Source organism: Quadrisphaera sp. DSM 44207 (assembly GCF_900101335.1).
Lineage (GTDB): Bacteria > Actinomycetota > Actinomycetes > Actinomycetales > Quadrisphaeraceae > DSM-44207.
The window spans coordinates 91,011-111,382 of the sequence record NZ_FNKA01000004.1 but is presented as its reverse complement, the minus strand read 5'-3'; the positions used below and the strand labels follow the sequence as shown (position 1 = coordinate 111,382).

The 20,372-nt window shown below is 77.2% G+C and carries 25 protein-coding genes and 3 tRNA genes; 10 read left to right on the top strand and 18 right to left on the bottom strand.

The features are described 5' to 3' along the window. Positions 1-118: 118 nt before the first annotated feature. From BLS82_RS14500 to BLS82_RS14490, 3 genes are all read right to left on the bottom strand, one after another. Positions 119-194 (bottom strand) — tRNA-Phe (locus tag BLS82_RS14500). A 24-nt stretch (positions 195-218) separates the two neighbouring features. Beyond that, positions 219-292, bottom strand: a tRNA-Asp gene (locus tag BLS82_RS14495). 37 nt (positions 293-329) lie between these two features. After that, positions 330-402, bottom strand: a tRNA-Glu gene (locus BLS82_RS14490). Positions 403-531: 129 nt separating this feature from the next. Here BLS82_RS14490 and BLS82_RS14485 point away from each other — a divergent pair. Together BLS82_RS14485 and BLS82_RS14480 are read left to right on the top strand one after the other, a co-directional pair. Beyond that, a complete protein-coding gene (locus tag BLS82_RS14485) occupies positions 532-1,392 on the top strand; it encodes an aldo/keto reductase (RefSeq protein ID WP_092867300.1) in 861 nt (286 codons plus the stop codon). 96 nt (positions 1,393-1,488) lie between these two features. Continuing rightward, the gene (locus BLS82_RS14480) at positions 1,489-1,854 is read left to right on the top strand and encodes a metallopeptidase family protein (protein WP_092867298.1); all 366 of its coding nucleotides are present in this window, start codon (positions 1,489-1,491) and stop codon (positions 1,852-1,854) included. Between the two features lie 30 nt (positions 1,855-1,884). On the opposite strand, the gene BLS82_RS14475 is transcribed toward BLS82_RS14480, so the two are convergent. Together BLS82_RS14475 and BLS82_RS14470 are read right to left on the bottom strand one after the other, a co-directional pair. Further along, the gene (locus BLS82_RS14475; protein WP_092867296.1) at positions 1,885-2,931 is read right to left on the bottom strand and encodes a DNA topoisomerase IB; all 1,047 of its coding nucleotides are present in this window, start codon (positions 2,929-2,931) and stop codon (positions 1,885-1,887) included. 8 nt (positions 2,932-2,939) lie between these two features. Continuing rightward, the gene (locus BLS82_RS14470; RefSeq protein WP_369811102.1) at positions 2,940-3,221 is read right to left on the bottom strand and encodes a DUF3140 domain-containing protein; all 282 of its coding nucleotides are present in this window, start codon (positions 3,219-3,221) and stop codon (positions 2,940-2,942) included. 138 nt (positions 3,222-3,359) lie between these two features. Here BLS82_RS14470 and BLS82_RS14465 point away from each other — a divergent pair, with 138 nt between their 5' ends. Genes BLS82_RS14465 through BLS82_RS15880 form a run of 3 tightly spaced genes read left to right on the top strand, consistent with a single transcriptional unit; the run spans position 3,360 to position 4,565 of the window. Then, complete coding sequence (locus tag BLS82_RS14465; RefSeq protein WP_092867292.1) at positions 3,360-3,797, top strand: hypothetical protein; 438 nt, start codon at positions 3,360-3,362, stop codon at positions 3,795-3,797. A 55-nt stretch (positions 3,798-3,852) separates the two neighbouring features. Continuing rightward, the gene (locus BLS82_RS14460; protein ID WP_092867290.1) at positions 3,853-4,185 is read left to right on the top strand and encodes a DUF8129 domain-containing protein; all 333 of its coding nucleotides are present in this window, start codon (positions 3,853-3,855) and stop codon (positions 4,183-4,185) included. Between the two features lie 38 nt (positions 4,186-4,223). Further along, on the top strand, positions 4,224-4,565 hold the full coding sequence (locus BLS82_RS15880; RefSeq protein WP_092867288.1) for a DUF8129 domain-containing protein: 342 nt from the start codon (positions 4,224-4,226) through the stop codon (positions 4,563-4,565). On the opposite strand, the gene BLS82_RS14450 is transcribed toward BLS82_RS15880, so the two are convergent. The 6 genes from BLS82_RS14450 to BLS82_RS14425 are packed head-to-tail and all read right to left on the bottom strand — an operon-like array spanning position 4,495 to position 10,507. After that, positions 4,495-5,445, bottom strand: a complete 951-nt coding sequence (locus BLS82_RS14450; protein ID WP_092867286.1) for a 5-oxoprolinase subunit C family protein — start codon at positions 5,443-5,445, stop codon at positions 4,495-4,497. The two genes, BLS82_RS15880 and BLS82_RS14450, sit on opposite strands and share 71 nt — an antisense overlap. Beyond that, positions 5,442-6,107, bottom strand: coding sequence for a 5-oxoprolinase subunit B family protein (locus BLS82_RS14445; RefSeq protein ID WP_092867284.1), 666 nt, complete (start codon positions 6,105-6,107; stop codon positions 5,442-5,444). The genes BLS82_RS14450 and BLS82_RS14445 overlap by 4 nt, the downstream gene beginning before the upstream one ends. A 1-nt stretch (position 6,108) precedes the next feature. After that, entirely contained in the window at positions 6,109-6,912 is an 804-nt protein-coding gene (locus BLS82_RS14440) for a LamB/YcsF family protein (protein ID WP_255378363.1), read from the bottom strand. A 54-nt stretch (positions 6,913-6,966) separates the two neighbouring features. Beyond that, positions 6,967-8,076, bottom strand: coding sequence for a bifunctional 2-methylcitrate synthase/citrate synthase (locus tag BLS82_RS14435; protein ID WP_092867279.1), 1,110 nt, complete (start codon positions 8,074-8,076; stop codon positions 6,967-6,969). Then, a complete protein-coding gene (gene prpB / locus BLS82_RS14430; protein ID WP_092867276.1) occupies positions 8,073-8,978 on the bottom strand; it encodes a methylisocitrate lyase in 906 nt (301 codons plus the stop codon). Before prpB ends, BLS82_RS14435 begins: the two co-directional genes overlap by 4 nt. Then, positions 8,978-10,507, bottom strand: coding sequence for an MmgE/PrpD family protein (locus BLS82_RS14425; protein WP_092867274.1), 1,530 nt, complete (start codon positions 10,505-10,507; stop codon positions 8,978-8,980). The genes prpB and BLS82_RS14425 overlap by 1 nt, the downstream gene beginning before the upstream one ends. A 380-nt stretch (positions 10,508-10,887) precedes the next feature. Between BLS82_RS14425 and BLS82_RS14420 the strand changes: the two genes are divergently transcribed. After that, a complete protein-coding gene (locus BLS82_RS14420) occupies positions 10,888-12,645 on the top strand; it encodes a serine/threonine-protein kinase (protein WP_176819128.1) in 1,758 nt (585 codons plus the stop codon). Between the two features lie 173 nt (positions 12,646-12,818). On the opposite strand, the gene BLS82_RS14415 is transcribed toward BLS82_RS14420, so the two are convergent. The 3 genes from BLS82_RS14415 to BLS82_RS14405 all read right to left on the bottom strand — a co-directional run bounded on the left by BLS82_RS14415 (position 12,819) and on the right by BLS82_RS14405 (position 15,933). Beyond that, on the bottom strand, positions 12,819-14,477 hold the full coding sequence (locus BLS82_RS14415) for a catalase (protein ID WP_092867270.1): 1,659 nt from the start codon (positions 14,475-14,477) through the stop codon (positions 12,819-12,821). After that, positions 14,470-14,988, bottom strand: coding sequence for a Fur family transcriptional regulator (locus BLS82_RS14410; RefSeq protein WP_092867268.1), 519 nt, complete (start codon positions 14,986-14,988; stop codon positions 14,470-14,472). The genes BLS82_RS14415 and BLS82_RS14410 overlap by 8 nt, the downstream gene beginning before the upstream one ends. Positions 14,989-15,066: 78 nt before the next feature. After that, positions 15,067-15,933, bottom strand: a complete 867-nt coding sequence (locus BLS82_RS14405) for a hypothetical protein (protein ID WP_092867266.1) — start codon at positions 15,931-15,933, stop codon at positions 15,067-15,069. 133 nt (positions 15,934-16,066) lie between these two features. Here BLS82_RS14405 and BLS82_RS14400 point away from each other — a divergent pair, with 133 nt between their 5' ends. Genes BLS82_RS14400 through BLS82_RS14390 form a run of 3 tightly spaced genes read left to right on the top strand, consistent with a single transcriptional unit; the run spans position 16,067 to position 18,009 of the window. Then, positions 16,067-16,861: a histidine phosphatase family protein gene (locus BLS82_RS14400; RefSeq protein ID WP_092867264.1), complete on the top strand. Its 795-nt coding sequence runs from the start codon at positions 16,067-16,069 to the stop codon at positions 16,859-16,861. Continuing rightward, on the top strand, positions 16,836-17,774 hold the full coding sequence (locus BLS82_RS14395; protein WP_092867262.1) for an NAD(P)H-hydrate dehydratase: 939 nt from the start codon (positions 16,836-16,838) through the stop codon (positions 17,772-17,774). Before BLS82_RS14400 ends, BLS82_RS14395 begins: the two co-directional genes overlap by 26 nt. Positions 17,775-17,826: 52 nt before the next feature. Further along, positions 17,827-18,009 carry a hypothetical protein gene (locus tag BLS82_RS14390; protein WP_092867260.1) on the top strand — a complete coding sequence of 61 codons (183 nt, stop codon included), beginning with the start codon at positions 17,827-17,829 and terminating at the stop codon, positions 18,007-18,009. 46 nt (positions 18,010-18,055) lie between these two features. On the opposite strand, the gene BLS82_RS14385 is transcribed toward BLS82_RS14390, so the two are convergent. Further along, the gene (locus BLS82_RS14385; protein ID WP_092867258.1) at positions 18,056-18,505 is read right to left on the bottom strand and encodes a ChaB family protein; all 450 of its coding nucleotides are present in this window, start codon (positions 18,503-18,505) and stop codon (positions 18,056-18,058) included. 36 nt (positions 18,506-18,541) lie between these two features. Here BLS82_RS14385 and BLS82_RS14380 point away from each other — a divergent pair, with 36 nt between their 5' ends. Further along, positions 18,542-18,937, top strand: a complete 396-nt coding sequence (locus BLS82_RS14380; protein ID WP_092867256.1) for a DUF6941 family protein — start codon at positions 18,542-18,544, stop codon at positions 18,935-18,937. On the opposite strand, the gene BLS82_RS14375 is transcribed toward BLS82_RS14380, so the two are convergent. The 3 genes from BLS82_RS14375 to BLS82_RS14365 form a co-directional block, all read right to left on the bottom strand. Next, positions 18,865-19,320 (bottom strand): ATP-binding protein, encoded by a 456-nt coding sequence (locus BLS82_RS14375; RefSeq protein WP_092867254.1) that lies wholly within the window; start codon positions 19,318-19,320, stop codon positions 18,865-18,867. The genes BLS82_RS14380 and BLS82_RS14375 overlap by 73 nt on opposite strands. Before the next feature lie 39 nt (positions 19,321-19,359). Beyond that, on the bottom strand, positions 19,360-19,716 hold the full coding sequence (locus BLS82_RS14370) for an ankyrin repeat domain-containing protein (protein ID WP_092867504.1): 357 nt from the start codon (positions 19,714-19,716) through the stop codon (positions 19,360-19,362). Between the two features lie 120 nt (positions 19,717-19,836). Beyond that, complete coding sequence (locus BLS82_RS14365) at positions 19,837-20,325, bottom strand: PGPGW domain-containing protein (protein WP_176819127.1); 489 nt, start codon at positions 20,323-20,325, stop codon at positions 19,837-19,839. Between the last annotated feature and the right edge of the window lie 47 nt (positions 20,326-20,372).

Here is a 20,372-nt window from a genome sequence, read left to right as displayed (position 1 = left end):
GCGCCTCAGCAGTCGATCCGTGCCGAGCGGTGGCTGCACCCGTTGCTGCACCTGGGCCCGATGGGGCGGGCACTGCCGCTCACGGAGTGCCATCCCCGCCGGTCAGCGTCACGCGCTGTGGTGGCCAGGGGCGGGATCGAACCGCCGACCTTCCGATTTTCAGTCGGACGCTCTGCCAGCTGAGCTACCTGGCCTCGTGGAGCACGAGGCGTGCGGAGCGACCCCGACGGGACTTGAACCCGCGACCTCCGCCGTGACAGGGCGGCGCGCTAACCAACTGCGCTACGGGGCCTTGCGAGGGCGTGAGCCCAGCGTGACCGGTGGTGCCGTACCCCCAACGGGATTCGAACCCGCGCTGCCGCCTTGAAAGGGCGGTGTCCTAGGCCGCTAGACGATGGGGGCTGGGACGCCCCCTGGCGAGCGGGCCCGGGACGTCGGACCGTCGAGGACGGGCACGAGCATAGCGGGTGTTCGGGCGGGTAGCGGCAACAGGCCCGAGCAGACCTCCCCCCATCCCGAGGAGCACCCACCATGAGGACCCGCACCATCGGTGACACCACCGTCTCGGCCGTCGGGCTGGGCGCGATGCCCATGTCGATCGAGGGCCGCCCGGACCGCGAGCGGTCGATCGCGACGATCCACGCCTCCCTGGACGCGGGGGTGACGCTGATCGACACCGCGGACGCGTACCACCTGCACGCCGACGAGGTCGGGCACAACGAGGAGCTGGTCGCCGAGGCCCTGCGCACCTGGGGCGGGGACGCCTCCGCGGTGCTGGTGGCGACCAAGGGCGGGCACCTGCGGCCCGGCGACGGGTCGTGGACCATCGACTCCAGCCCGGGCCACCTGAAGGAGGCCGCCCAGGCGTCCGCGCAGCGCCTGGGCGTCGACGCCATCGGGCTGTACCAGCTGCACCGGCCCGACCCGCAGGTGCCCTACGCGGAGTCGCTCGGCGCGCTCGCCGAGCTGCTGGACGCCGGCACGATCCGGATGGCCGGGATCTCCAACGCGAGCCCCGAGCAGATCCGGCAGGCGCAGGAGGTGCTCGGCGGGCGGCTGGTGAGCGTGCAGAACCAGTTCTCGCCGGCGTTCCGCTCCAGCGAGCCCGAGCTGCGCCTGTGCGAGGAGATGGGCGTCGCCTTCCTGCCGTGGAGCCCGCTCGGCGGGATCTCCAGCGCCTCCGAGCTCGGCAGCCGGCACGCGGCCTTCGCCGAGGTGGCGCGGGCGCGCGGGGTCAGCCCCCAGCAGGTCACGATCGCGTGGATGCTGGCGCTGGGCGAGCGCGTCGTCCCGATCCCGGGCTCCAGCCGCCCGGAGACGGCGCGGGCCTCCGCCGAGGCCGCCGACCTGCAGCTGAGCGCCGACGAGGTCGCCCGCCTCAGCGCCGCCTGACCGCCCGCCCGCCGGCGTCCTGCCAGCGCGTGTCAGCACGTCGGCGGGCGCGAGGGCGTCGTCGCCCTGACACCGGACGCCGGCGCGGGCGGCACGATGGTCGCCGTGGTGGAGATGACCGAGGGTGAGTTCGAGGAGGCGGTCGCCGACGGGCTGGACCAGCTGCCGCAGGAGCTGGCCCGGATGATGTCCAACGTCGTCGTCCTCGTCGAGGAGGAGCCGCCGGAGGACCAGCCGGACGACCTGCTCGGCCTCTACGAGGGCACCCCGCTCACCGAGCGCGGGGAGTGGTGGGCCGCCGGGGCGCTGCCCGACCGCATCACGGTCTTCCGCGGCCCGACGCTGCGCGCGTGCGGCAGCCGCGAGGAGGTCGCCGACGAGGTCGCCGTCACGGTCGTGCACGAGGTCGCCCACCACTTCGGCATCGACGACGAGCGCCTGCACGAGCTGGGCTGGGGCTGAGGCGCCGCCCTCGGCAGCGGCCGGCGGCCCTCAGCGGCGCCGGGCCCGCCGCACGCTCGGCGGCGGCGTGCGCAGCAGGTCCAGCACGGCGCGCTCGATCGCCCCGTGCGTGGCGGGCTGCCCGAAGGAGGCCTCGAGCCCGAGCTCGCTCAGGGCCGGCTCGATCGTCGTGCCGTCCTCGAAGAGGTCGACCACGCGCGGGTCGACGTAGGAGGCCCGCGCCACGGTCGGCGTGTTGCCCAGGTACTCGGAGACCTCCGTCATGGCGCGCGAGACCGCGCGCTTGCGCGCGGTCGGGCTCTCCGCGGCGTGCGTGGAGACCGCGAGCGCCACGGCGGCGAGCACGGTCGCGTGCCAGGTGCGGAAGTCCTTGGCCGACACGTCGCCGCCGACGACGTCCTTGACGTAGGCGTTGATGTCGCTGCTGGTGATGTCGTGCCAGCCGCCGGCGTCCTTGTAGGCCAGCAGGTCGTCGTCCCCGCCGCGGCGGCGCAGCAGCGTGCCGACGACGTCGTGCACCGACTCGTCGGCCAGCGCCAGGACGCGCTGCTTGCCGTGCTTGGCGACGTAGTCGAAGACGACGAGCGACCCGTCCAGGCGCACGTGCTTCTTCTCGATCGTCGCCAGCCCGTAGCTGCCGCCGGACTCGACGTACCCCTCGCCGCCGACGCGGAAGAAGCCGAGGTCGAGGAGGCGGAACGCCGTGGCCAGGGTGCGCTCGCGCGGCATGCCGGGCAGCGCGATGTGCTCGGAGACCAGCGTGCGCGCCGCCGGCAGGCGCTCGGCGACCTCGAGGATGCGCTCGTGCTTGGCGCGGTCGCGCTGCTCGCGCCACAGCGGGTGGTACAGGTACTGGCGGCGCCCGGCGTCGTCGGTGCCGACGGCCTGGATGTGGCCGTTGGGCGCGGGGCAGATCCACACCTCCTTCCACGCCGGCGGGATGACGAGCGCCCGGCAGCGCTCGGCGTCCGCGGGGGGCAGGCGGTCGCCGACGGCGTCGAGGTAGGTGAAGCCGCGGCCGGAGCGGCGGCGGGTCCAGCCCCTGGTGTCGGGCGAGACGGTGCGCAGGCGGGGCACGGTGCGGGTCAGTCCTTCAGGGGGTCGTGGCCCCAGTTCATCAGGGAGTAGCGCCACTTCGTCTCGGTGACGTCCCCGGACGGGCGCTGCGCGAGGTGGCGGTGCACGTAGCCGACGACCTTGCGCATGTGCGCGACGTCGTCGTCGGTGAGGTCGGCCTGCTTCGTGCGCAGGACCTCCACGATCCGGCGGCCCGAGCGGTGCCCGGTGGACTCGCCGTCCCCGGACGTGTCACCGACCGACTGGGACTGCTCGGTGGACAGCCAGTCCTCCAGCTCCTCCGGCGTCATGTTGACCGCCGACCGCCAGTCGTCGCGGACGTCGTCCAGGCCCTGCGGGTGGTTCGCCACCGGCGCATCGTCGGCCGCCGGCGGCGTCCCCGCACGTCGAGCGCCCCGCGACCGCCCGGACGGCGGCATGCTGGGCCCGTGCTGGTGACCAACCACGTCCTCTCGGGCGCCGTCCTGGCCGCCGCGGGGCCGCTCGGGCGCCGTCCCGCGGCCGCCTTCGTCGCGGGCGCCGTCAGCCACCTGCTCCTCGACGCCGCGCCGCACTGGGGGGACGAGCGCGAGCACGTGTTCCTGCGCGTCGCCGTCGTCGACGGCCTGGCAGGGCTGGCCGCCCTGGCGGCCGGGACGGCGCTGGCGCCGCGCCCGCGCCGCCTCGCCGTGCTCGCCGGCATGGCCGGGGCGGCGGCGCCGGACCTCGACAAGCCGTCGCAGCTGTTCTTCGGCGCCTCGCCGTACCCGGCCCGCTTCGACGCCTTCCACAAGCGGCTGCAGCGCGAGTCCCCGCGCCGCTGGCCGCAGGAGCTCCTCGTCGCCGCGGGGCTGGCCGCCCTCGCCGTCCGGCTGCTGCGCCGCTGACCCGCCGGGCGCCCCGCCCCGGTGAGCCGCCGCGCCCGCGGGGTAGGAGCCGGTCATGAGCACGAGCGACCTGCCGATCCCGGACTTCGACCACCTGCCGCTGGGTGACGTGACGGCGCGCATCCGCAGCCTGAGCGCGCCGCAGGTCGACGCCCTGATCGCGTTCGAGGAGCAGCACGGCGGTCGGGCGCCCGTCCTGCAGGTGCTGCGCGCGCGCCGCGAGCAGCTGGACGCCGGTGCCACCCCCAGCGGCGGGGACGCCGCCGCGATCGACCTGCAGGCGCCGCCGGCGCCCGGCGGCGGTTCCGTCGCGAGCCCCGCCACCGAGGGCCCGAAGATCAACCCGCCGTCGCAGGGCGACCCCACCAACCCCGCCCAGCCCCGCTGAGCGCGGCGGGCGGGCGGTCGATCGGGTAGGAAGGCGCCATGAGCACCAGCGACTCGCCGATCCCCGACGTCGACCGCCTGTCCACCGAGGAGGTGGTCGCCCGGGTCGCCGACCTGCCGGCCAGCCAGGTGGACGCCCTCATCGCCGAGGAGGAGCTGCACGGCCGGCGGATGCCGGTGCTCGAGGCGCTCTACGAGCGGCGGGAGGCCCTCGGGGCCGGGGCGACGGAGGTCCCCGGGACGACCGAGGGGCCCGGCGGCGCCCGCGACGACGCCCTCGCCAGCCGCGGGGAGAGCGGCGGGCGCGCCGCTACCGAGGGGTCGGGGACGCTCGCGCCGTCCCCGCAGAGCGCGCCGGAGACGACCCCGCCGCGCGCGTGAAGCGCAGCCGCTGCCCCGGGCGCGCCTGCGCGGCCGCGTCGGTGTCGGCGTCGAGCACGACGGCGATCACCGGGTAGCCGCCCGTGACGGGGTGGTCGGCGAGCATGAGCGTGGGCGCCCCGCCGGCGGCCACCTGCAGCGCGCCGCGCACGAGGCCCTCGCTGGGCAGCTCCTGCGCACGGGTGCGCGCCAGCGCCGGCCCGAGCAGGCGCATGCCGACGCGGTCGCTGGCCGGCCCCACGGTCCACGCCGCGCCCAGCAGCGCGCGCACGGCCTCGGGGGTGAACCAGTCGTCGCGCGGCCCGAGCACCACGCGCAGCACGAGGTCGCCCGCGGGCGGCGCCGGCACCGGCAGCGCGTCGAGCACGGGCGGCGCGGCGGGCGCGGGACCCACCGGCAGCACCGTCCCGGCGGCCAGGAGCGGCGGACCGAGCCCGGCCAGGACGTCGGTGGACCGGCTGCCCAGCACCGGCGGGACGGCGATCCCGCCGCGCACGGCGACGTAGCCGCGCAGCCCGCTGGTCGGCGTGCCGAGGGCCAGCTCCTCGCCGGCGCGCAGGCGCAGCACCTCCTCGGTGCCCGCGGTGCGCACGCTCCCGCGCCCGCTGACCATCACGGGCACCGGGGCGCCGGTGACCGCGACCAGCAGGTCGCCCTCCGCGCGCACGCGCAGCCCGCCGAGCGTGGTCTCCACCGCCGCGGTGCCCTCCGGGTCGCCCAGCAGCCGGTTCGCCCGGCGCAGCGCCGCGCGGTCGGCCGCGCCGGAGGCCCCCACGCCGAGCGCCGCGCGCCCCGGGCGCCCGAGGTCCTGCACCGCGGCGTGCGGGCCGGGTGCCAGGACGTGCAGCGCCCGGGCGCCGGTGGGGGCAGGCGCGCTCACGCGCCCACCGCCGTGAACCGCACGCGGACGCCGGGGCGCAGCAGGGCCGGCGGGTCGCGCTCGGCGTCCCAGACCGGCAGGGACGTGCGCCCGATCAGCTGCCAGCCGCCGGGGGAGGGGCGCGGGTAGACACCGGTGAACTCCCCGGCCAGGGCGACCGCGCCGGCGGGCACGCGGGTGCGCGGCTCGGCGCGGCGGGGCACGCGCAGCCGCTCGTCGCCGCCGACGAGGTAGCCGAAGCCGGGAGCGAACCCGGAGAAGGCGACCGTCCACGTCGAGCCGGTGTGCGCGGCGACGACGCCGGCGGTGCTCAGGCCGGTTCGGCGCGCCACCTCCGCCAGGTCCTCCCCGTCGTAGACGACGGGGACCTCGACCACCTCCACGACCTCGCCGCCGTCCGCGCCGACGTCGCGGGCCCCGCCGTCCGCCCCGGCGTCCGCGCCGTCCGCCGCGGCCAGGGCGGCGCCCGCGGCGGCGGCCACGGCGGCGGCGTCGAGCGCTCCCGGCGCGCCGGCGCGCACGAGCACCGTGCGGGCGGCGGGCACGAGGTCGACCGCCCCGGTCGGCGGCGCCGCGCTCAGCGCGCGGTGGACGGCGAGCACGGCGGCCAGGTCGTCGAGCTCGACGAGCAGCGCGGCGTCGCCGACGGGCAGGACGCGCACGTCAGCCGCCCGCGAAGGGGCGCACGGCAACGCCGGCCTCCTGCAGGCGCTCGCGCACCGCCCGCGCCATCGCCACGGCGCCCGGGGTGTCGCCGTGCAGGCACACCGACTCGGCGGCCACGGCCACGGGCGTGCCGTCCACGGCGCGCACGACGCCCTCGGTGACGAGGGCGAGCACGCGCGCCGCGACCTCGCCGGCGTCCGCGAGCAGCGCGCCGGGCTCCCCGCGCGGCACGAGGGTGCCGGCCGGGGTGTACCCGCGGTCGGCGAACGCCTCGGGCGCGGCGCGCAGCCCCGCCCCCTGCGCGGCGCGCAGCAGCGCGGAGCCGGGCGGGCCGAGCACGGGCAGCGCCGCGTCGTAGCGCCGGACCGCCTCGACGACGGCGGCGGCCTGCGCCTCGTGGTGCACCACGGCGTGGTAGAGGGCGCCGTGCGGCTTGAGGTAGCGCACCCGGGTGCCGGCGGCGCGGGCCAGGCCGTCGAGGGCCCCCAGCTGGTAGAGGACGTCGGCGGTCAGGTCGGCGGGCTCGTAGTCCACGAACCGGCGGCCGAAGCCGACGAGGTCGCGGTAGGAGACCTGCGCCCCCACCGCGACGCCGCGCCGCGCGGCGCCCTCGCACGCGGCGAGCAGGGTGGCCGCGTCACCGGCGTGGAAGCCGCAGGCGACGTTGGCGCTGCTGACCAGGTCGAGCAGCGCCGCGTCGTCCCCCAGGCGCCACACCCCCAGCCCCTCGCCGAGGTCGGCGTTGAGGTCGACGGCGGGCTCGGCAGCGGCGTCGCGGGCGGGTTCGCGCGGGACCGGCACGTCGCCCATCCTCGGGCACGGCGTCGGGGTCCGGCTCACCGAGCGGCGGGCGCCTCACGCCGGCAGGGAGCGCTCCTCCGGCCCGACGTACTCGCTGAGCGGGCGGATCAGGGCGTTGGCCGACAGCTGCTCCATGACGTGCGCCGTCCACCCGGTCACCCGGGCCGCGACGAAGATCGGCGTGAAGACCTCGGTGTCGAAGCCCATGAGGTGGTACGCCGGGCCGGAGGGGTAGTCCAGGTTCGGCTCGATGCCCTTGCGCGCTCCCACCGCCCGCTCCAGCGCGTCGTAGCGGGCCGCGAGGTCGGGCCGGTCGTAGTGGGCCACGAGGCGGTCCAGCGCCGCCTTCATCGTCGGCACGCGGGAGTCGCCGTGCTTGTACACGCGGTGCCCGAAGCCCATCACCCTGCGCCCGGCGGCCAGCGCGTCGTCCAGCCACGCCTCGGCGCGCGAGGCGTCGCCGACCTCCTCCAGCACGTGCATCACGGCCTCGTTCGCGCCGCCGTGCAGGGGGCCCTTGAGGGCGCCGATGGCGCCGACGACGGCGGAGTGCAGGTCCGACAGCGTCGAGGTGATCACGCGCGCGGTGAACGTGGAGGCGTTGAAGGAGTGCTCGGCGTAGAGGACGAGGGAGGTGCGGAAGGCGTCGACGACGACCGGGTCGGGCACCGCCCCGAACGCCATGTGCAGGAAGTTCGCCGCGTGGTCGAGGTCGTCGCGCGGCGGCACCGGCTCCAGCCCGCGCCGCCGCCGCTGCACGTGCGCGACGACGGTCGGCAGCTGCGCGAGCAGCCGCACCGCCTTGGCGGTGTTGGCCTCGGCCGAGGAGTCCCCGGCGGTGGGGTCGCTCGCGCCGAGCACGCTGACGGCGGTGCGCACGACGTCCATCGGGTGGGCGCTCGCGGGCAGGGCGTCGACGACGGCCCGGACGGCGTCCGGCAGCGCCCGAGAGGAGCGCTCGGCCGCCTGCAGCGCGGCCAGCTCGCCCGGCGTCGGCAGCTCCCCGTGCCAGAGCAGGTGCGCGACCTCCTCGAACCCGCGGCGGGCGGCGAGCTCCTGCACGGGGTAGCCGCGGTAGAGCAGCGAGTTGGTCTCGGGGTCGACCTTCGAGATCGCCGTCGTGTCGACGACGACGCCGGCCAGGCCCTTGCGGATCTCGCTCACGACGCCCCCGGGACGGGGAAGTCGAAGACCGAGGAGTCGAAGCGCTCGTAGCCGCCGTAGTCGACCAGCTCGTACAGGCGCGCCCGCGTCTGCATCGCCGGCACCACCGGCTCCAGGGTGCCCTCGGCGGCGAGGACGTCGAGGGCGCGCTCGGCCGCGCCCATGGCGATCCGCAGCAGCGAGACCGGGAAGATGACGATGTTGACGCCGACGTCCGCGAGCTGGGCGGTGGTGAACAGCGCCGAGCGCCCGAACTCGGTCATGTTGGCGAGCACGGGCACGTCGACGGCGGCGCGCACGGCCTCGAACTCGCGCAGGTCGGCCATCGCCTCGGCGAAGATCGCGTCGGCGCCGGCGTCGACGAGCGCCCTCATCCGGTCCAGCGCCGCGTCCAGGCCCTCCACGCCGCGGACGTCGGTGCGCGCCATGAGGAGCAGGTCGGGGTCGCGCCGGGCGTCGACCGCGGCGCGGATGCGCTTGACCGCCGTGGCGGTGTCGACGACGGCCTTGCCGTCCAGGTGCCCGCACCGCTTGGGGTTGACCTGGTCCTCGACGTGCAGGCCCGCCGCGCCGGCGTCCTCGAGGGCCTGCACGGTGCGCGCGACGTTCATCGGCTCCCCGAACCCGGTGTCGGCGTCCACGAGCGCCGGCAGGTCGGTCACGCGGGCGATCTGCTGGCTGCGCCCGGCGACCTCGGTGGCCGTCGTCAGCCCGATGTCGGGCAGGCCCAGGTCGGCCGCCAGCACGGCGCCGGAGACGTAGACGCCCTCGAAGCCCTTCTCCTGCACCAGCCGCGCCGAGAGCGGGTTGAACGCGCCGGGGAAGCGCAGCAGCTCCCCGCTCGCCAGGCGCCGGCGCAGCGCGGCGCGCTTGGCGGACGGCGGGGTCGTCGAGTAGAGCATCAGAAGATCCCCTCGGGGGTGCGCACGGCGTCCAGGACGCCCGGCGGCGCCGTGACGGTCAGGTCGGCGAGCTCGTCCGGGCCGAGCGACGGCAGGCGCTGCGCGACGTCGAGGAAGCGCTCGACCTCGGCGTCCTCGAGCACGCCGGCCGCGAGCGCGCGCAGCTTCGCCGCGTACTGCTCCCGGGCGAACGGGCGCGCGCCGAGCGGGTGCGCGTCGGCGACGGCGATCTCGTCGACGATCCGGGTGCCGTCGACGAGGGTGACCTCCACCCGGCCCCCGAACGCCTTCTCGGCCGGGTCGGGGGAGTGGTAGCGGCGGGTCCACTCCGGGTCCTCGGTCGTGGTGACCTTCCGCCACAGCGCCACCGTGTCGGGGCGGGCCGCCCGCGCGGGGGCGTAGGAGTCGACGTGGTGCCACGCGCCGTCCTGCAGGGCGACGGCGAGGATGTAGGGGATCGAGTGGTCCAGGGTCTCCCGCGACGCGCTCGGGTCGTACTTCTGCGGGTCGTTCGCGCCCGAGCCGATGACGGTGTGGGTGTGGTGGCTCGTGGCCAGCACGATCGAGGCCACGCGGTCGGGGTCGGCGGCCTCCGGGTGCTGCGCGCGCAGGCGCCGCGCGAGGTCGATGATCGCCTGCGCCTGGTACTCGGCGGAGTGCTCCTTGGTGTAGGTGTCGAGGATCGCCCGCCGCGGCTCGCCGGGGCCGGGCAGCTCCACCTCGTAGCGGGCGCCGGGCCCGTCGAGCAGCCACGCGATGACGCCGTCCTCGCCCTCGTAGATCGGGGTGGGGGAGGTCTGCCCGCGCATCGCGCGGTCCACGGCCTCGACGGCGACCTTGCCGGCGAAGGCGGGCGCGTGCGCCTTCCACGTGGAGATCTCGCCCTTGCGCGACTGCCGCGTCGCCGTCGTCGTGTGCAGCGCCTGCCCGACGGCCTGGAAGGTGGTGGCGGCGTCCAGGCCCAGCAGCGCCCCGACGCCCGCCGCCGCGGAGGGCCCGAGGTGGGCGACGTGGTCGATCTTGTGCCGGTGCAGGCTGATCGCCCGCACGAGCGCGACCTGCACCTCGTAGGCGGTGGCGACGGCCCGGACGACGTCCGCGCCGGTCAGGCCCCGGCGGCGCGCCAGGTGCTGGGCGACGGCGAGCACGGGCGGGATGTTGTCGCCGGGGTGGGAGTAGTCCGCGGCGAGGAAGGTGTCGTGGAAGTCCAGCTCGCGCACGGCGACGCCGTTGGCCCACGCCGCCCACTCGGGGCTGGTGCGCTGCTGCTGCGGGACACCGAGGACGGTGGCGCCGGGGTCGTACGGGTGGGCGAGCGCCTGGGCGCGGGCGGCGGCCACGGGCTCGCGGGCCAGGGCCGCCGTCGCGACGGCGGCGTTGTCGATCACCCGGTTGACGACCATGTCGGCGACCTCGTCCGGCACGGGGGCGGTGCGGTCGGCGGCCAGCTCGGCGATCCTCCAGGCCAGCTGCTCCTCGCGGGGCAGGGGCTCGGCGCTGGGGTGCACGCGCACGGGGTGGCGGATCACGGGCGGGCTCCGGGAGGTCGGGGTGCGGGCCGGGGTGCTGGTGACGGCGCGGGCGGGGGCGTCGTCCCGGGCTCGGCGCGGCGCAGGCCGGCGAGGACGCTGCGCAGGCTCGCCCGCAGGTGGACGGCTGCTCGACCCCGCCGAGGTCGTCGCCGGGCAGCGGGTGGCCCGCGACGACCTCGTCGCGCAGCGACGCGTACACGCGCTCGCTCACCAGCACGGCGGGAACGCTACGCCTCCGGGCCGCTCCTGCGTGCGAACCGGGCCCGAAGACGGCTCCTGAGTGCTCCTGCCGCCCGTCCTGCGCACGACCCCGCCGGTCCCGCGGCGGTCCCCGTGGGCCGATGTGCACCGCGGCGCGGCGGGTGCTTGCATGCAGGGTGGTCACCGAGGGCGCCGGACGCGTGGTCGCGGGGCGCTACCGGATCTCCTCGCGCCTGGGCTCCGGGGGCATGGGCACCGTGTGGGCCGCCCGGGACGACGTCCTGCGCCGCGACGTCGCCCTCAAGGAGGTCCTCCCGCCGGCGGGCCTGCCGGCGCAGGAGCGGGCGGTGGTCGTCGAGCGCACCCGCCGCGAGGCGCGCGCCGCGGCGGCCATCGCCTCGCCCGCCGTGATGACGGTCTACGACGTCGTCGAGGAGGGCGAGCGCACGTGGATCGTCATGGAGCGCCTCGAGGAGCTCACGCTCGCCGACGTCATCGACGAGCGCGGCTCGCTGCCGCCGCAGGAGGCCGCGCGCATCGGGCTCGGGGTGCTCGACGCCCTGGAGGCCGCCCACGCGGTCGGGGTGCTGCACCGCGACGTCAAGCCGGGCAACGTCATGCGCGGCCCCGGGGGCCGGGTGGTGCTCGCGGACTTCGGCATCGCCCAGGCCCCCGGTGAGGCGGCGCTGACGGAGGTCGGCGTCGTCCTCGGCTCGCCCGCGTACCTGGCGCCGGAGCGGGCGCACGGCGGGCCCGCCCGGCCGGCGTCCGACCTGTGGGGGCTCGGGGCCACCCTCTACGCCGCCGTGGAGGGCCGGCCCCCCTTCGACGGGCCCGGCGCGCTGGCCGTGCTCACCGCGGTGGTCGCCGACGACGTGCCGCCCGCCCCGCGCGCGGGCCCGCTGGCGCCCGTGATCGAGGGGCTGCTGCGCAAGGACCCCGACGAGCGCCTGACCGCGGCGCAGGCGCGCCCCCTGCTCGAGCGCGCCGCGCGGTGGACGGGCGACGTCGCCGCAGCGCCCGCCGCCAGGCAGGCGGAGGCCGCAGCGACCGGGGCTCGGGCGACCGGGGCCGCAGCGACCGGCGCCGCGGCGCCACCGCCGCGCTGGACGCCCCCGCCGCCCCCGCCGTCCCGCCCCGCGAGCCCCGAGCCCGCCGGACGACCCGGGCCCGCCGGTCGACCCGAGCGTCCCGGACGGACCGGGCGGCGCGGCGCGCTGCTCGCCGCGGGCGCCGGGGTGCTGGCTCTGGGCGCCGTGCTCGGCGCCTCGCTGCTCGCCGACGACGAGCGGGACACCGCCGGCGCGGCGCCGTCCGCGCCGGCGTCCAGCGCGGCGCCGCAGGAGCCGGCGGCCACCTCGAGCGCCTCGCAGGAGCAGCCGGCGCAGGCCGCTCCTGTCGCGCCGACGGCCCCGTCGGCCCCGTCGGCCGCGGCGCCGTCCTCGGGAGCGCCGTCCGCCGCGTCGTCCCCGGTCGAGGAGCTCTCCACGCCCGTTGCGGAGGTGCCCGACGGCTTCGAGCCGTACACCGACGAGACCGGCTTCCGCGTCGCGGTGCCCGCCGGCTGGCAGGCGGAGCGGGAGGGGCCCCGGGTGTACTTCCGCGACCCCGACACCTCCCGCTACCTGCTCGTCGACCAGACCGACACCCCGCAGCCCGACGCGCTGGCGGACTGGCGGGCCCAGGAGCCGAGCGTCGCCGAGCGCCTCGACGGCTACGAGCGGATCCGCCTCGAGCGCATCGCCCTCGAGGGGTACCAGGACGGCGCCGAGTGGGAGTTCCGCCACGGGCAGAGCACGCGCGTGGTCAACCGCAACCTGCTCGTCGACGACGCGCAGGCGTACGCGCTGTACTTCTCCGGGCGCGAGGGGGCGTGGGAGGAGGACCGGGCGCTGTTCGACCGGATCGCCCCGACCTTCCGCCCCGCCGCCTGACCCGCTTCCCCTCCTCCGTGATCTTGCGCCTCCGGACCAGGTCCGGTCCGGAGGCGCAAGATCACGGAGGAGAGGCGGGAGTGAGCGCGAGGGGGCGGACGGCGCAGGGCCCCGCCCTCCGAGGAGGACGGGGCCCTGCGGTGCCGGCCGCGCCGGCGGGCGCGGGCGCGCGGTCAGCGGGTCACGACGACGTGCTCGTTCGGCACGCAGTGCGTCATCTGCAGGCCCTCGACGTCCCGGGGGCCGTTCTTGCCGAGGTTCGCGGCGCGCTCGAGCTCGGCCTCGGACAGCGTCTGGCTCGCCAGCGGCGGCAGGTGCCGGACGTCGTCCGCGGAGATGCCCAGGCCCTCGCCGACGCGCTGGCCCAGGGAGTCCTCGCACATGAAGAAGTGCCAGACCATGCGCTCCTGCACCGGCCGGACGGCCTGGGAGATGTTGGCGACGAGGTTCGCCACCAGGTCGTCCTGCTCCCACGGCTCCATGAGCAGGAACCGCTGGCCGGCCTGGGTGTAGTCGTTCGTGCGCGGGATCCGCTTGCGGGTGAGCCGGCCGGTGATGACGGGGCCCTGCTCGTCGTGCGTCGGGTACTGCGCCTCGCGCAGCCCGCCCGTGATCGACGGCTCGTAGTTCACGTGCGGGTTCTCGCCCGGGTCGTCGACGGAGTACATCATCTGGCCGCCCTGCTGGTTGGTGGCCACGCGGGCGTTCTTCGCCCGGTTCACCGGCAGCTGCAGGTAGTTCGGCCCGACGCGGTAGCGCTGCGTGTCGGAGTAGGAGAACGTGCGGCCCACGAGCATCTTGTCGTCGGAGAAGTCCAGGCCGTCGACGAGGACGCCGGTGCCGAAGGCGATCTGCTCGTTCTCGGCGAAGTGGTGGCGCACGTTGCGGTCCAGCACCATCGTGCCGACCTTCTTCGGCGGGAACTCGTTCTCCGGCCACAGCTTGGTGTCGTCGAGCGGGTCGAAGTCCAGCTCGGGGTGGTCGTGGTCGTCCATCAGCTGCACGACCAGGTCCCACTCGGGGAAGTCGCCGCGCTCGATGGCCTCGTAGAGGTCCTTGGAGGCGTGCCCGAGGTCGGTCGCCTGGATGTTGGCGGCGTCCTCCTCGGTCAGGGACTTCACGCCCTGCCTGGGCATCCAGTGGTACTTGACGAGCTTGGTCTCGCCCTCGGCGTTGACCCACTTGTAGGTGTTGACGCCGAAGCCCTGCTGGGTGCGGTAGTTCGCCGGGATGCCGCGGGGGCTGAACAGGTTCACCAGCATGTGCATCGCCTCGGGCGTCTGCGACATGAAGTCGAAGATGCGCGCGGGCTCCTGGCGGAAGGTGACCGGGTCCGGCTTGAGGGAGTGGATGACGTCGGGGAACTTGATGGCGTCGCGGATGAAGAAGACGCCGAGGTTGTTGCCGACGAGGTCCCAGTTGCCGTCCTCGGTGTAGAACTTGATCGCGAAGCCGCGCGGGTCGCGGGCGGCCTCGGAGGAGTCGCGGCCGCCGATGACGCTGGAGAAGCGGATCGCGAGGTCGGTGCGCTTGCCGGGGGTGTCGAACAGCTTCGCGCGGGTGTAGCGCTCGATCGGCTCGTCGCCCCACTGCCCGGTGGCCTCGAAGTAGCCGTACGCGACGAAGCCGCGCGCGTGGACGACGCGCTCGGGGATCCGCTCGCGGTCGAAGTGGCTGATCTTCTCCAGGAACTGGTAGTTCTCCAGGGTCGCCGGGCCGCGGGCCCCGACCGTGCGCTGGTTCTGGTTGTCGTAGACCGGGTGGCCCTGGCGGTTGGTCAGCACGCGGCGCGGATCGCCCTCGGCGGGCGGCTGGCTGGCGACGTCAGTCACGGGTCTCCTCCTGGCTGGTGCGGTGGGCGGGGGTCTGGCTGGTCGGGTCGCCCGGCGGGGCGGCAGCGGGTGGCGCGCAGGCGGCGCATGTGCCCCAGAACGTCACCTCGGCCTCGTCGAGGACGAAGCCGGGCGGCAGCGCGGCGGGCGCGGGCAGCAGGCAGGGCGCGGCGCCGACGGTGCAGTCGACGTCCGCCGTCGTGCCGCAGCGGCGGCAGACCAGGTGGTGGTGGTTGTCGCCGACGCGCGCCTCGTACGTCGCGCTCGCGGCGTCGGCCGGGCGGGTGCGGCGGGCCAGGCCCGCGCCGACGAGGGCGTCCAGGCAGTCGTAGGCGGCCTGGGTCGAGAGCGCGCCGATCCGCCGGCGGGCCCTCGCGGCCACGTCGGCGGCGGCGAGGTGCTCGCCGCGGGAGCGGGCCTCGCGCAGCGTCGCCAGCACGGCCAGCCGGGGGCGCGTGACCCTCAGCCCGGCCGCGCGCAGCGCGTCGGCGTCCGGCGAGGAGGTGGCCACGCCCCCATTCGACCCCGTTCTCTGGAACGAGTCAAAAGAAGGGGCCCGGGGACGGCGCGGGCCCGCGGGCCGGGCGGCTCAGCGCTCGCCGGGACGCCGGCTCGTGCCGCGGCGCTCCAGGGTGCGCCTGAGGTCCTCGAGGGCCTCCCGAGCCCGGGCCCGCACGGCGTGGTTCGCGCCGGCCAGCGTGGCCACCGCGGCACGGAGGCGCTCGTCGGGCTCCGGGGCCTGCGGCGCGAAGGACAGCGACACCTCGGTGTGGTCGGCGCCGGGCAGGCCGTGGACGACGACGCGCCACAGGCCCTCGCCGGGCACCTCCCAGTCGATCCGGTCCATGGGCGGGCCGTCGAGGGGGCCGCGCAGGCCAGGCAGGCCGCCGTGCTCGTGCAGGTGCGCGGCGATCGTGCCGGCGGGCTGGTGGATCACCACCGACTCCTCGACGGTCCACTGCGGCCCCGGCTCCCCGACGCGGCCGGTCGGGTTCGCCGGCAGCGGCTGCGGCAGGCGCGAGCGCGCGGCGAGCGCCACGGCCGCGAGCACGCCGGCCCCCAGCCCGAGCGCGAGCGGCAGCAGGCCGCCGGAGCCGCGGCGCTCCTCGCCCTCCCGGTCCTCGCTCCCGCTCTCCTCGAGGCGCTCGAGGCGTTCGGCGGTGGCATCCACGGCGCTGCGCGCGGCGCGGTCCGCCCGCTCGGCGGCGCGCGCCGCGCGGGAGGCCGAGCGGCCCGCAGCCCGCTCGGGACCCCCGTCGGCGTCCCCGTCGGCGCCCCAGCCGGCGCCGCGGCGAGCGGCCCGGTCGGCCCGGTCGGCCAGGTAGGCGGCGATGGCGGCGCGGCCGGCTTCGCGCGCCGCCTCGCGCTCGGCCTCCCGCTCGGCGGCGCGGGCGGCGGCCAGGTCGGCGGCGCGGCGGGCGGCGCGGTCGGCGGCTCGGTCTGCGGATCGCTTCACGGGCCGAATCCTGGCGCTCCCGGGCCGGCGCGGCCACCCGCACCCCCGCGCCTCCCCCCGTCCGCAGCGCTCGCGACACCCTGCCGGCGGCACCCCGAGCCGCTGCCGAGGGGCTCGGCTAGCGTCCCGGGCCATGGACGCCGACCGGCCCGTCAGCTCCCTGGCCCCGGCGCCCGCCGTCCGCGCCGGGGCCCCCTTCCCCGCCGCGCTGTGGCTGCTGCGGCACGGGGAGAGCGAGGGCAACGTGGCCAGCGCGGCCGCCCACCGCGCCGGCGCCGCGCGCCTGGAGCTGGCGCTGCGCGACGCCGACGTGCCCCTGACGCCGCGCGGGCGCCGCCAGGCCGAGGCCGTGGGTCGCTGGATCGCCGACCTGCCCGAGGCCGAGCGGCCCACCGCCGTGATCACCTCGCCGTACCGCCGCGCGGTCGAGACGACCGAGGGCGTGCTGCGCGCGAGCGGCCTGCGGGTGCCCGTCAGCAGCGACGAGCGGCTGCGCGAGCGCGACCTGGGCGTCCTCGACGGCCTGACCGGCCGCGGCGTCCGCGAGGACCTCCCCGCCGAGGCCGAGCGCCGGCGCCGCGTGGGCAAGATGTGGTACCGCCCGTCGGGCGGGGAGAGCTGGGCCGACGTCGCGCTGCGGGTGCGCAGCGCCGTCGGGCTGACCCTGCCGCAGCACGACGGCGAGCGCCTGCTCCTCGTCGCGCACCAGGCGGTGATCATGTCCTTCCGCATCGTCCTCGAGGGCCTCGACGAGGCCACGGCGCTCGAGGTCGACGCGATCACCCCGCAGGCCAACTGCGCCGTCACGCGCTACGCCCGCACGCCCGCCGGGGTGGTGCTGGAGGCGTACGCCGACACCACGGCGGTGGACCGCTCCGCCGAGGCCGTCACCGAGGAGCCCGATGCCGACGTCGCCACCCCCGCCTGAGGGCGCCGCGCCCGCCAGCGCCACCCCCGTCACCCCGGCGGTCCTGCGGGCCTGGCGCCTTCCGCCGCCGGGCGTCGGCAAGGACGCGCGCGGCAGGGTCCTCGTCGTCGGCGGCAGCGACCAGACCCCGGGCGCGGTGATGCTGGCGGCCGAGGCGGCCCTGCGCTCCGGCGCGGGCAAGCTGCAGGTCGCCACGGCCGCCTCGGTGGCCCGGGCGGTGGCCGTGGCGCTGCCGGAGGCCCTCGTGCTGCCCCTGCCGGAGACGCCGGACGGCGACGTCGCGCCCTCCGCCGCGCAGCGGGTGGCGGAGGCCGCGCAGGGCAGCTCCGCGGTGCTGCTGGGCCCGGGCGTTCGGGACGTCGACGCCGTGCGCGAGCTGCTCGACGCGCTCGTCCCGCAGCTGGGCCCGGACGCCGTCGGCACCGTCGTCCTCGACGCCGCCGCGCACGCCTGGGTCGGCGCGCGGCTGCGGGACGGCGGGAGCGGCCTGGGCTCCCTGCGCGGGCGGGCGCTGCTGACCCCGAACCCCACCGAGCTCGCGCTCACCCTGGGCGTCGAGCGCGAGGCGGTGGTGCGCGAGCCCGCGGCGCACGCGCTGGCGCTCGCCCGCGCCGCGGGCGCGGTCGTCTCGTGCGGCGGCGGCGAGTCGTGGATCGCCGCCCCGGACGGGCGGACCTGGTGCGACCGGACCGGCGGGACGGGCCTGGGCGTCTCCGGCAGCGGCGACGTGCTCGCCGGGATCGTCACGGGCCTGGCCGCCCGCGGGGCGGAGCCGGCCCAGGCGGCGGTCTGGGGCGCCCACCTGCACGGGCGCGCCGGGGACCGCCTGGCCGCCGGCGTCGGGCCGCTGGGCTTCCTCGCCCGCGAGCTGCTGCCGCAGGTGCCCCGCGTGCTCACCGAGGTCGAGGGCTGAGCCGGCGCCCGCTCGAGGTGTGGGGCCACCCCTCCCGTGGCAGGTTCGGGGCATGAGCGAGAACACCGAGCCCGACGCCCCGCTCGACCCGGACGCCGACCCCGGCAACCTGCCCTCCCCGCCCGACACGAGCGGCACGCCACCGGTCGACGGCGTCGCGGAGACCGCGTCGGTGCAGGACGACCCGGACGACGAGGACGACCCGGACGGCGACCCGGAGATGCTCGGCCACTGAGCCGCCGACCGGACCAGGCGCGGCTCAGGACCGGTTCAGGACCGGGTCAGGAGGAGCGCTCGCGCGCCTGCCGCGTCGCCCGGTCGTTCGCCCGTCCGATCGCCTCGACGAGCTCCTCCTTCGACATCCGCGAGCGGCCCGGGACGCCGAGGCGGCGGGCGACGTCCTGCAGGTGCGCCTTCGTCGCGCCCGCGTCCACGCCGCCGGCCGTGGGCCGGTCGGTGCCGGCCCCGCCCTCGGCCTGGGCGTCGGACGGCCCGCGGCGCCCGCCCTCCTTGGGCTCCCAGTGGTCGCCGACCTTCTCGTGCCCGTGCTCGACCGCGGCCCACGCGACGCGGTTGGCGCGCTGGGCGTCGTGGTAGGTCTCCTCGGCCGAGGCGCGCGCGGCCGCGAACGTGCGCTGCGCGTGCCCGTCGGAGCGCTCCAGCGTGCTGGGCAGGTCCTCGGGCGGGTCTTCCCGCGAGCCGTCCTGCCGGTCGTCCGTCGTCTTCGGCACGGCGTGCTGGTACCCGCCCCCTAGACTGCGCACACCATGGCGGAGCTGGACTACGCGGTGCTGGCCGACTTCGCCCGCGTCGACGGGGACGGGACCCTCACCGTCGTCGGCGCGCACCGCGCCGTCGTCCTCGCCCCCGCGCTGCCCGCCCAGCAGGTGCTGTCCGTGGCCGGCCGGGTCTGGATGGGGCGCCGCGAGCCCGCCGCGCAGCTCTCCCTGGGGGCGATGACCCCGGACGGCGACATCCCCGTGGTCGCCGAGTGGCTGCTCGAGCCCGGCCCGGAGCAGCTGGAGGGCACCGGGCGCTCCTCGGCCAGCTTCGCCGTCACCGTGGTGGCCCCGTTGCCGGTGCCCGGCGGCTACGGGCTGGTGCTGTCCGTGAACGGGGACGTCGCCCGCACCCTGCCCTTCACGGTCGCGGCCTCGGGCTGAGCGTCCAGCGCCACCTCGCACCAGACCACCTTGCCGCCGTCGACCGGTGCGGCGCCCCAGTCGGCGGACAGCATCGCCACGAGCTCCAGCCCGCGGCCGCCGACGTCCGAGGGCCGCGAGCACCGGGGCGTGGGCAGGGCGGGGTTGGCGTCGCAGACCTCCACGCGCAGCAGGTCGCCGGACGCGCTCAGCGTGCACCCGAAGCTCTCCCCGGACCCGTAGCGGATGGCGTTGGTGGCCAGCTCCGAGACGAGCAGCTCCGCGACGGGCGCCCGCGGCGCCGCTGCCCGGCCCAGCTCGCGCAGGGCCCGGTCGAGCAGGCGCCGGGCCTCGCGAGCGGAGGCGGGGCTGCGGGGCAGCGCCGCGGACAGCAGCGGGGTCATGCGGGGGGCACTACCCCGTGCGGGGAGGCTCAGCGCTCCTCAGCCGCGCGGGTCGCGGGGGAGCAGCGCCTCCATCTCGGGCAGCTCGAAGAAGCGGGCGGTCTCGCGGGCGGACGACGAGCCGGCGTCCGGGTCCGCCCCGGCCGCCAGCAGGGCGGTCACGACCTCGCTCGATCGCCGGAAGACCGCGGCCGCCAGGGGCGTCTGGCCGCGGTCGTTGGTCCGGGAGGTGTCCGCGCCCCGCGCGAGCAGCACCCGGACGGCGTCCGGGTGCGCGTGGTAGGCCGCGAGCAGCAGGAGGGTGTCGCCTCTGTCGTTGGTCAGGTCCACCGGCAGGCCGGCGTCCACGTACCCGGCGAGCTCCTCGGCCGCACCGGAGCGCGCCAGGTCGAACATCCGGGAGGCGAAGGCGAGGGTCTCCTCGTCCAGGTCCTCAGCGCTCACGCCACCAGCGTAGGTACGCAGTGGGTGCCGTGGGTGAGCGGTGGGTGAGCGGTGGGTGAGGGTGCGCGGGCCTCAGCCGAGCGGGCGCGCGCCGGTGCCGACGGGCTGGTGCGCACCGCCGTCCGCGGCGGAGCGGCCCGCTCCGGCCCGGGCGGCGCGGCGCCCGTCGCGCAGCGCCACGGCCGTGGTGACCAGCAGGATCAGCCCGGTGACGATGAGCACCCAGCCGGTCAGCGAGCGCCACACGGCGTCGAGCAGGTCGTCCCGCACCGGCCAGGCGACGTCCGGCACCACCTGCATCGCGATGCCGAGGCCCACCATGCCGAGGGCGAAGACCACGCTGGCCGCCGTGCGCATGGGGCTGCTCACCGCGGCGCGCTGCGCCTGCTCGGCGCGCGCCCGCGCCCGGCGCAGCAGCCGGCGCGCCCAGGCGTACTCGGAGGCGAGCACGGCGAGGCCGGCGACGATGAGCAGGATGCCGGGGCCGGGCAGGACCATGAGGGCCACGCCGATGAGCAGCAGCACCGCTCCGACGACCGTCACCGCGATGCGCTTGGCCATGGGCCCGTCCTCTCCGCCGCCACCAGCGGTCGCTCCCGCGGGCGCAG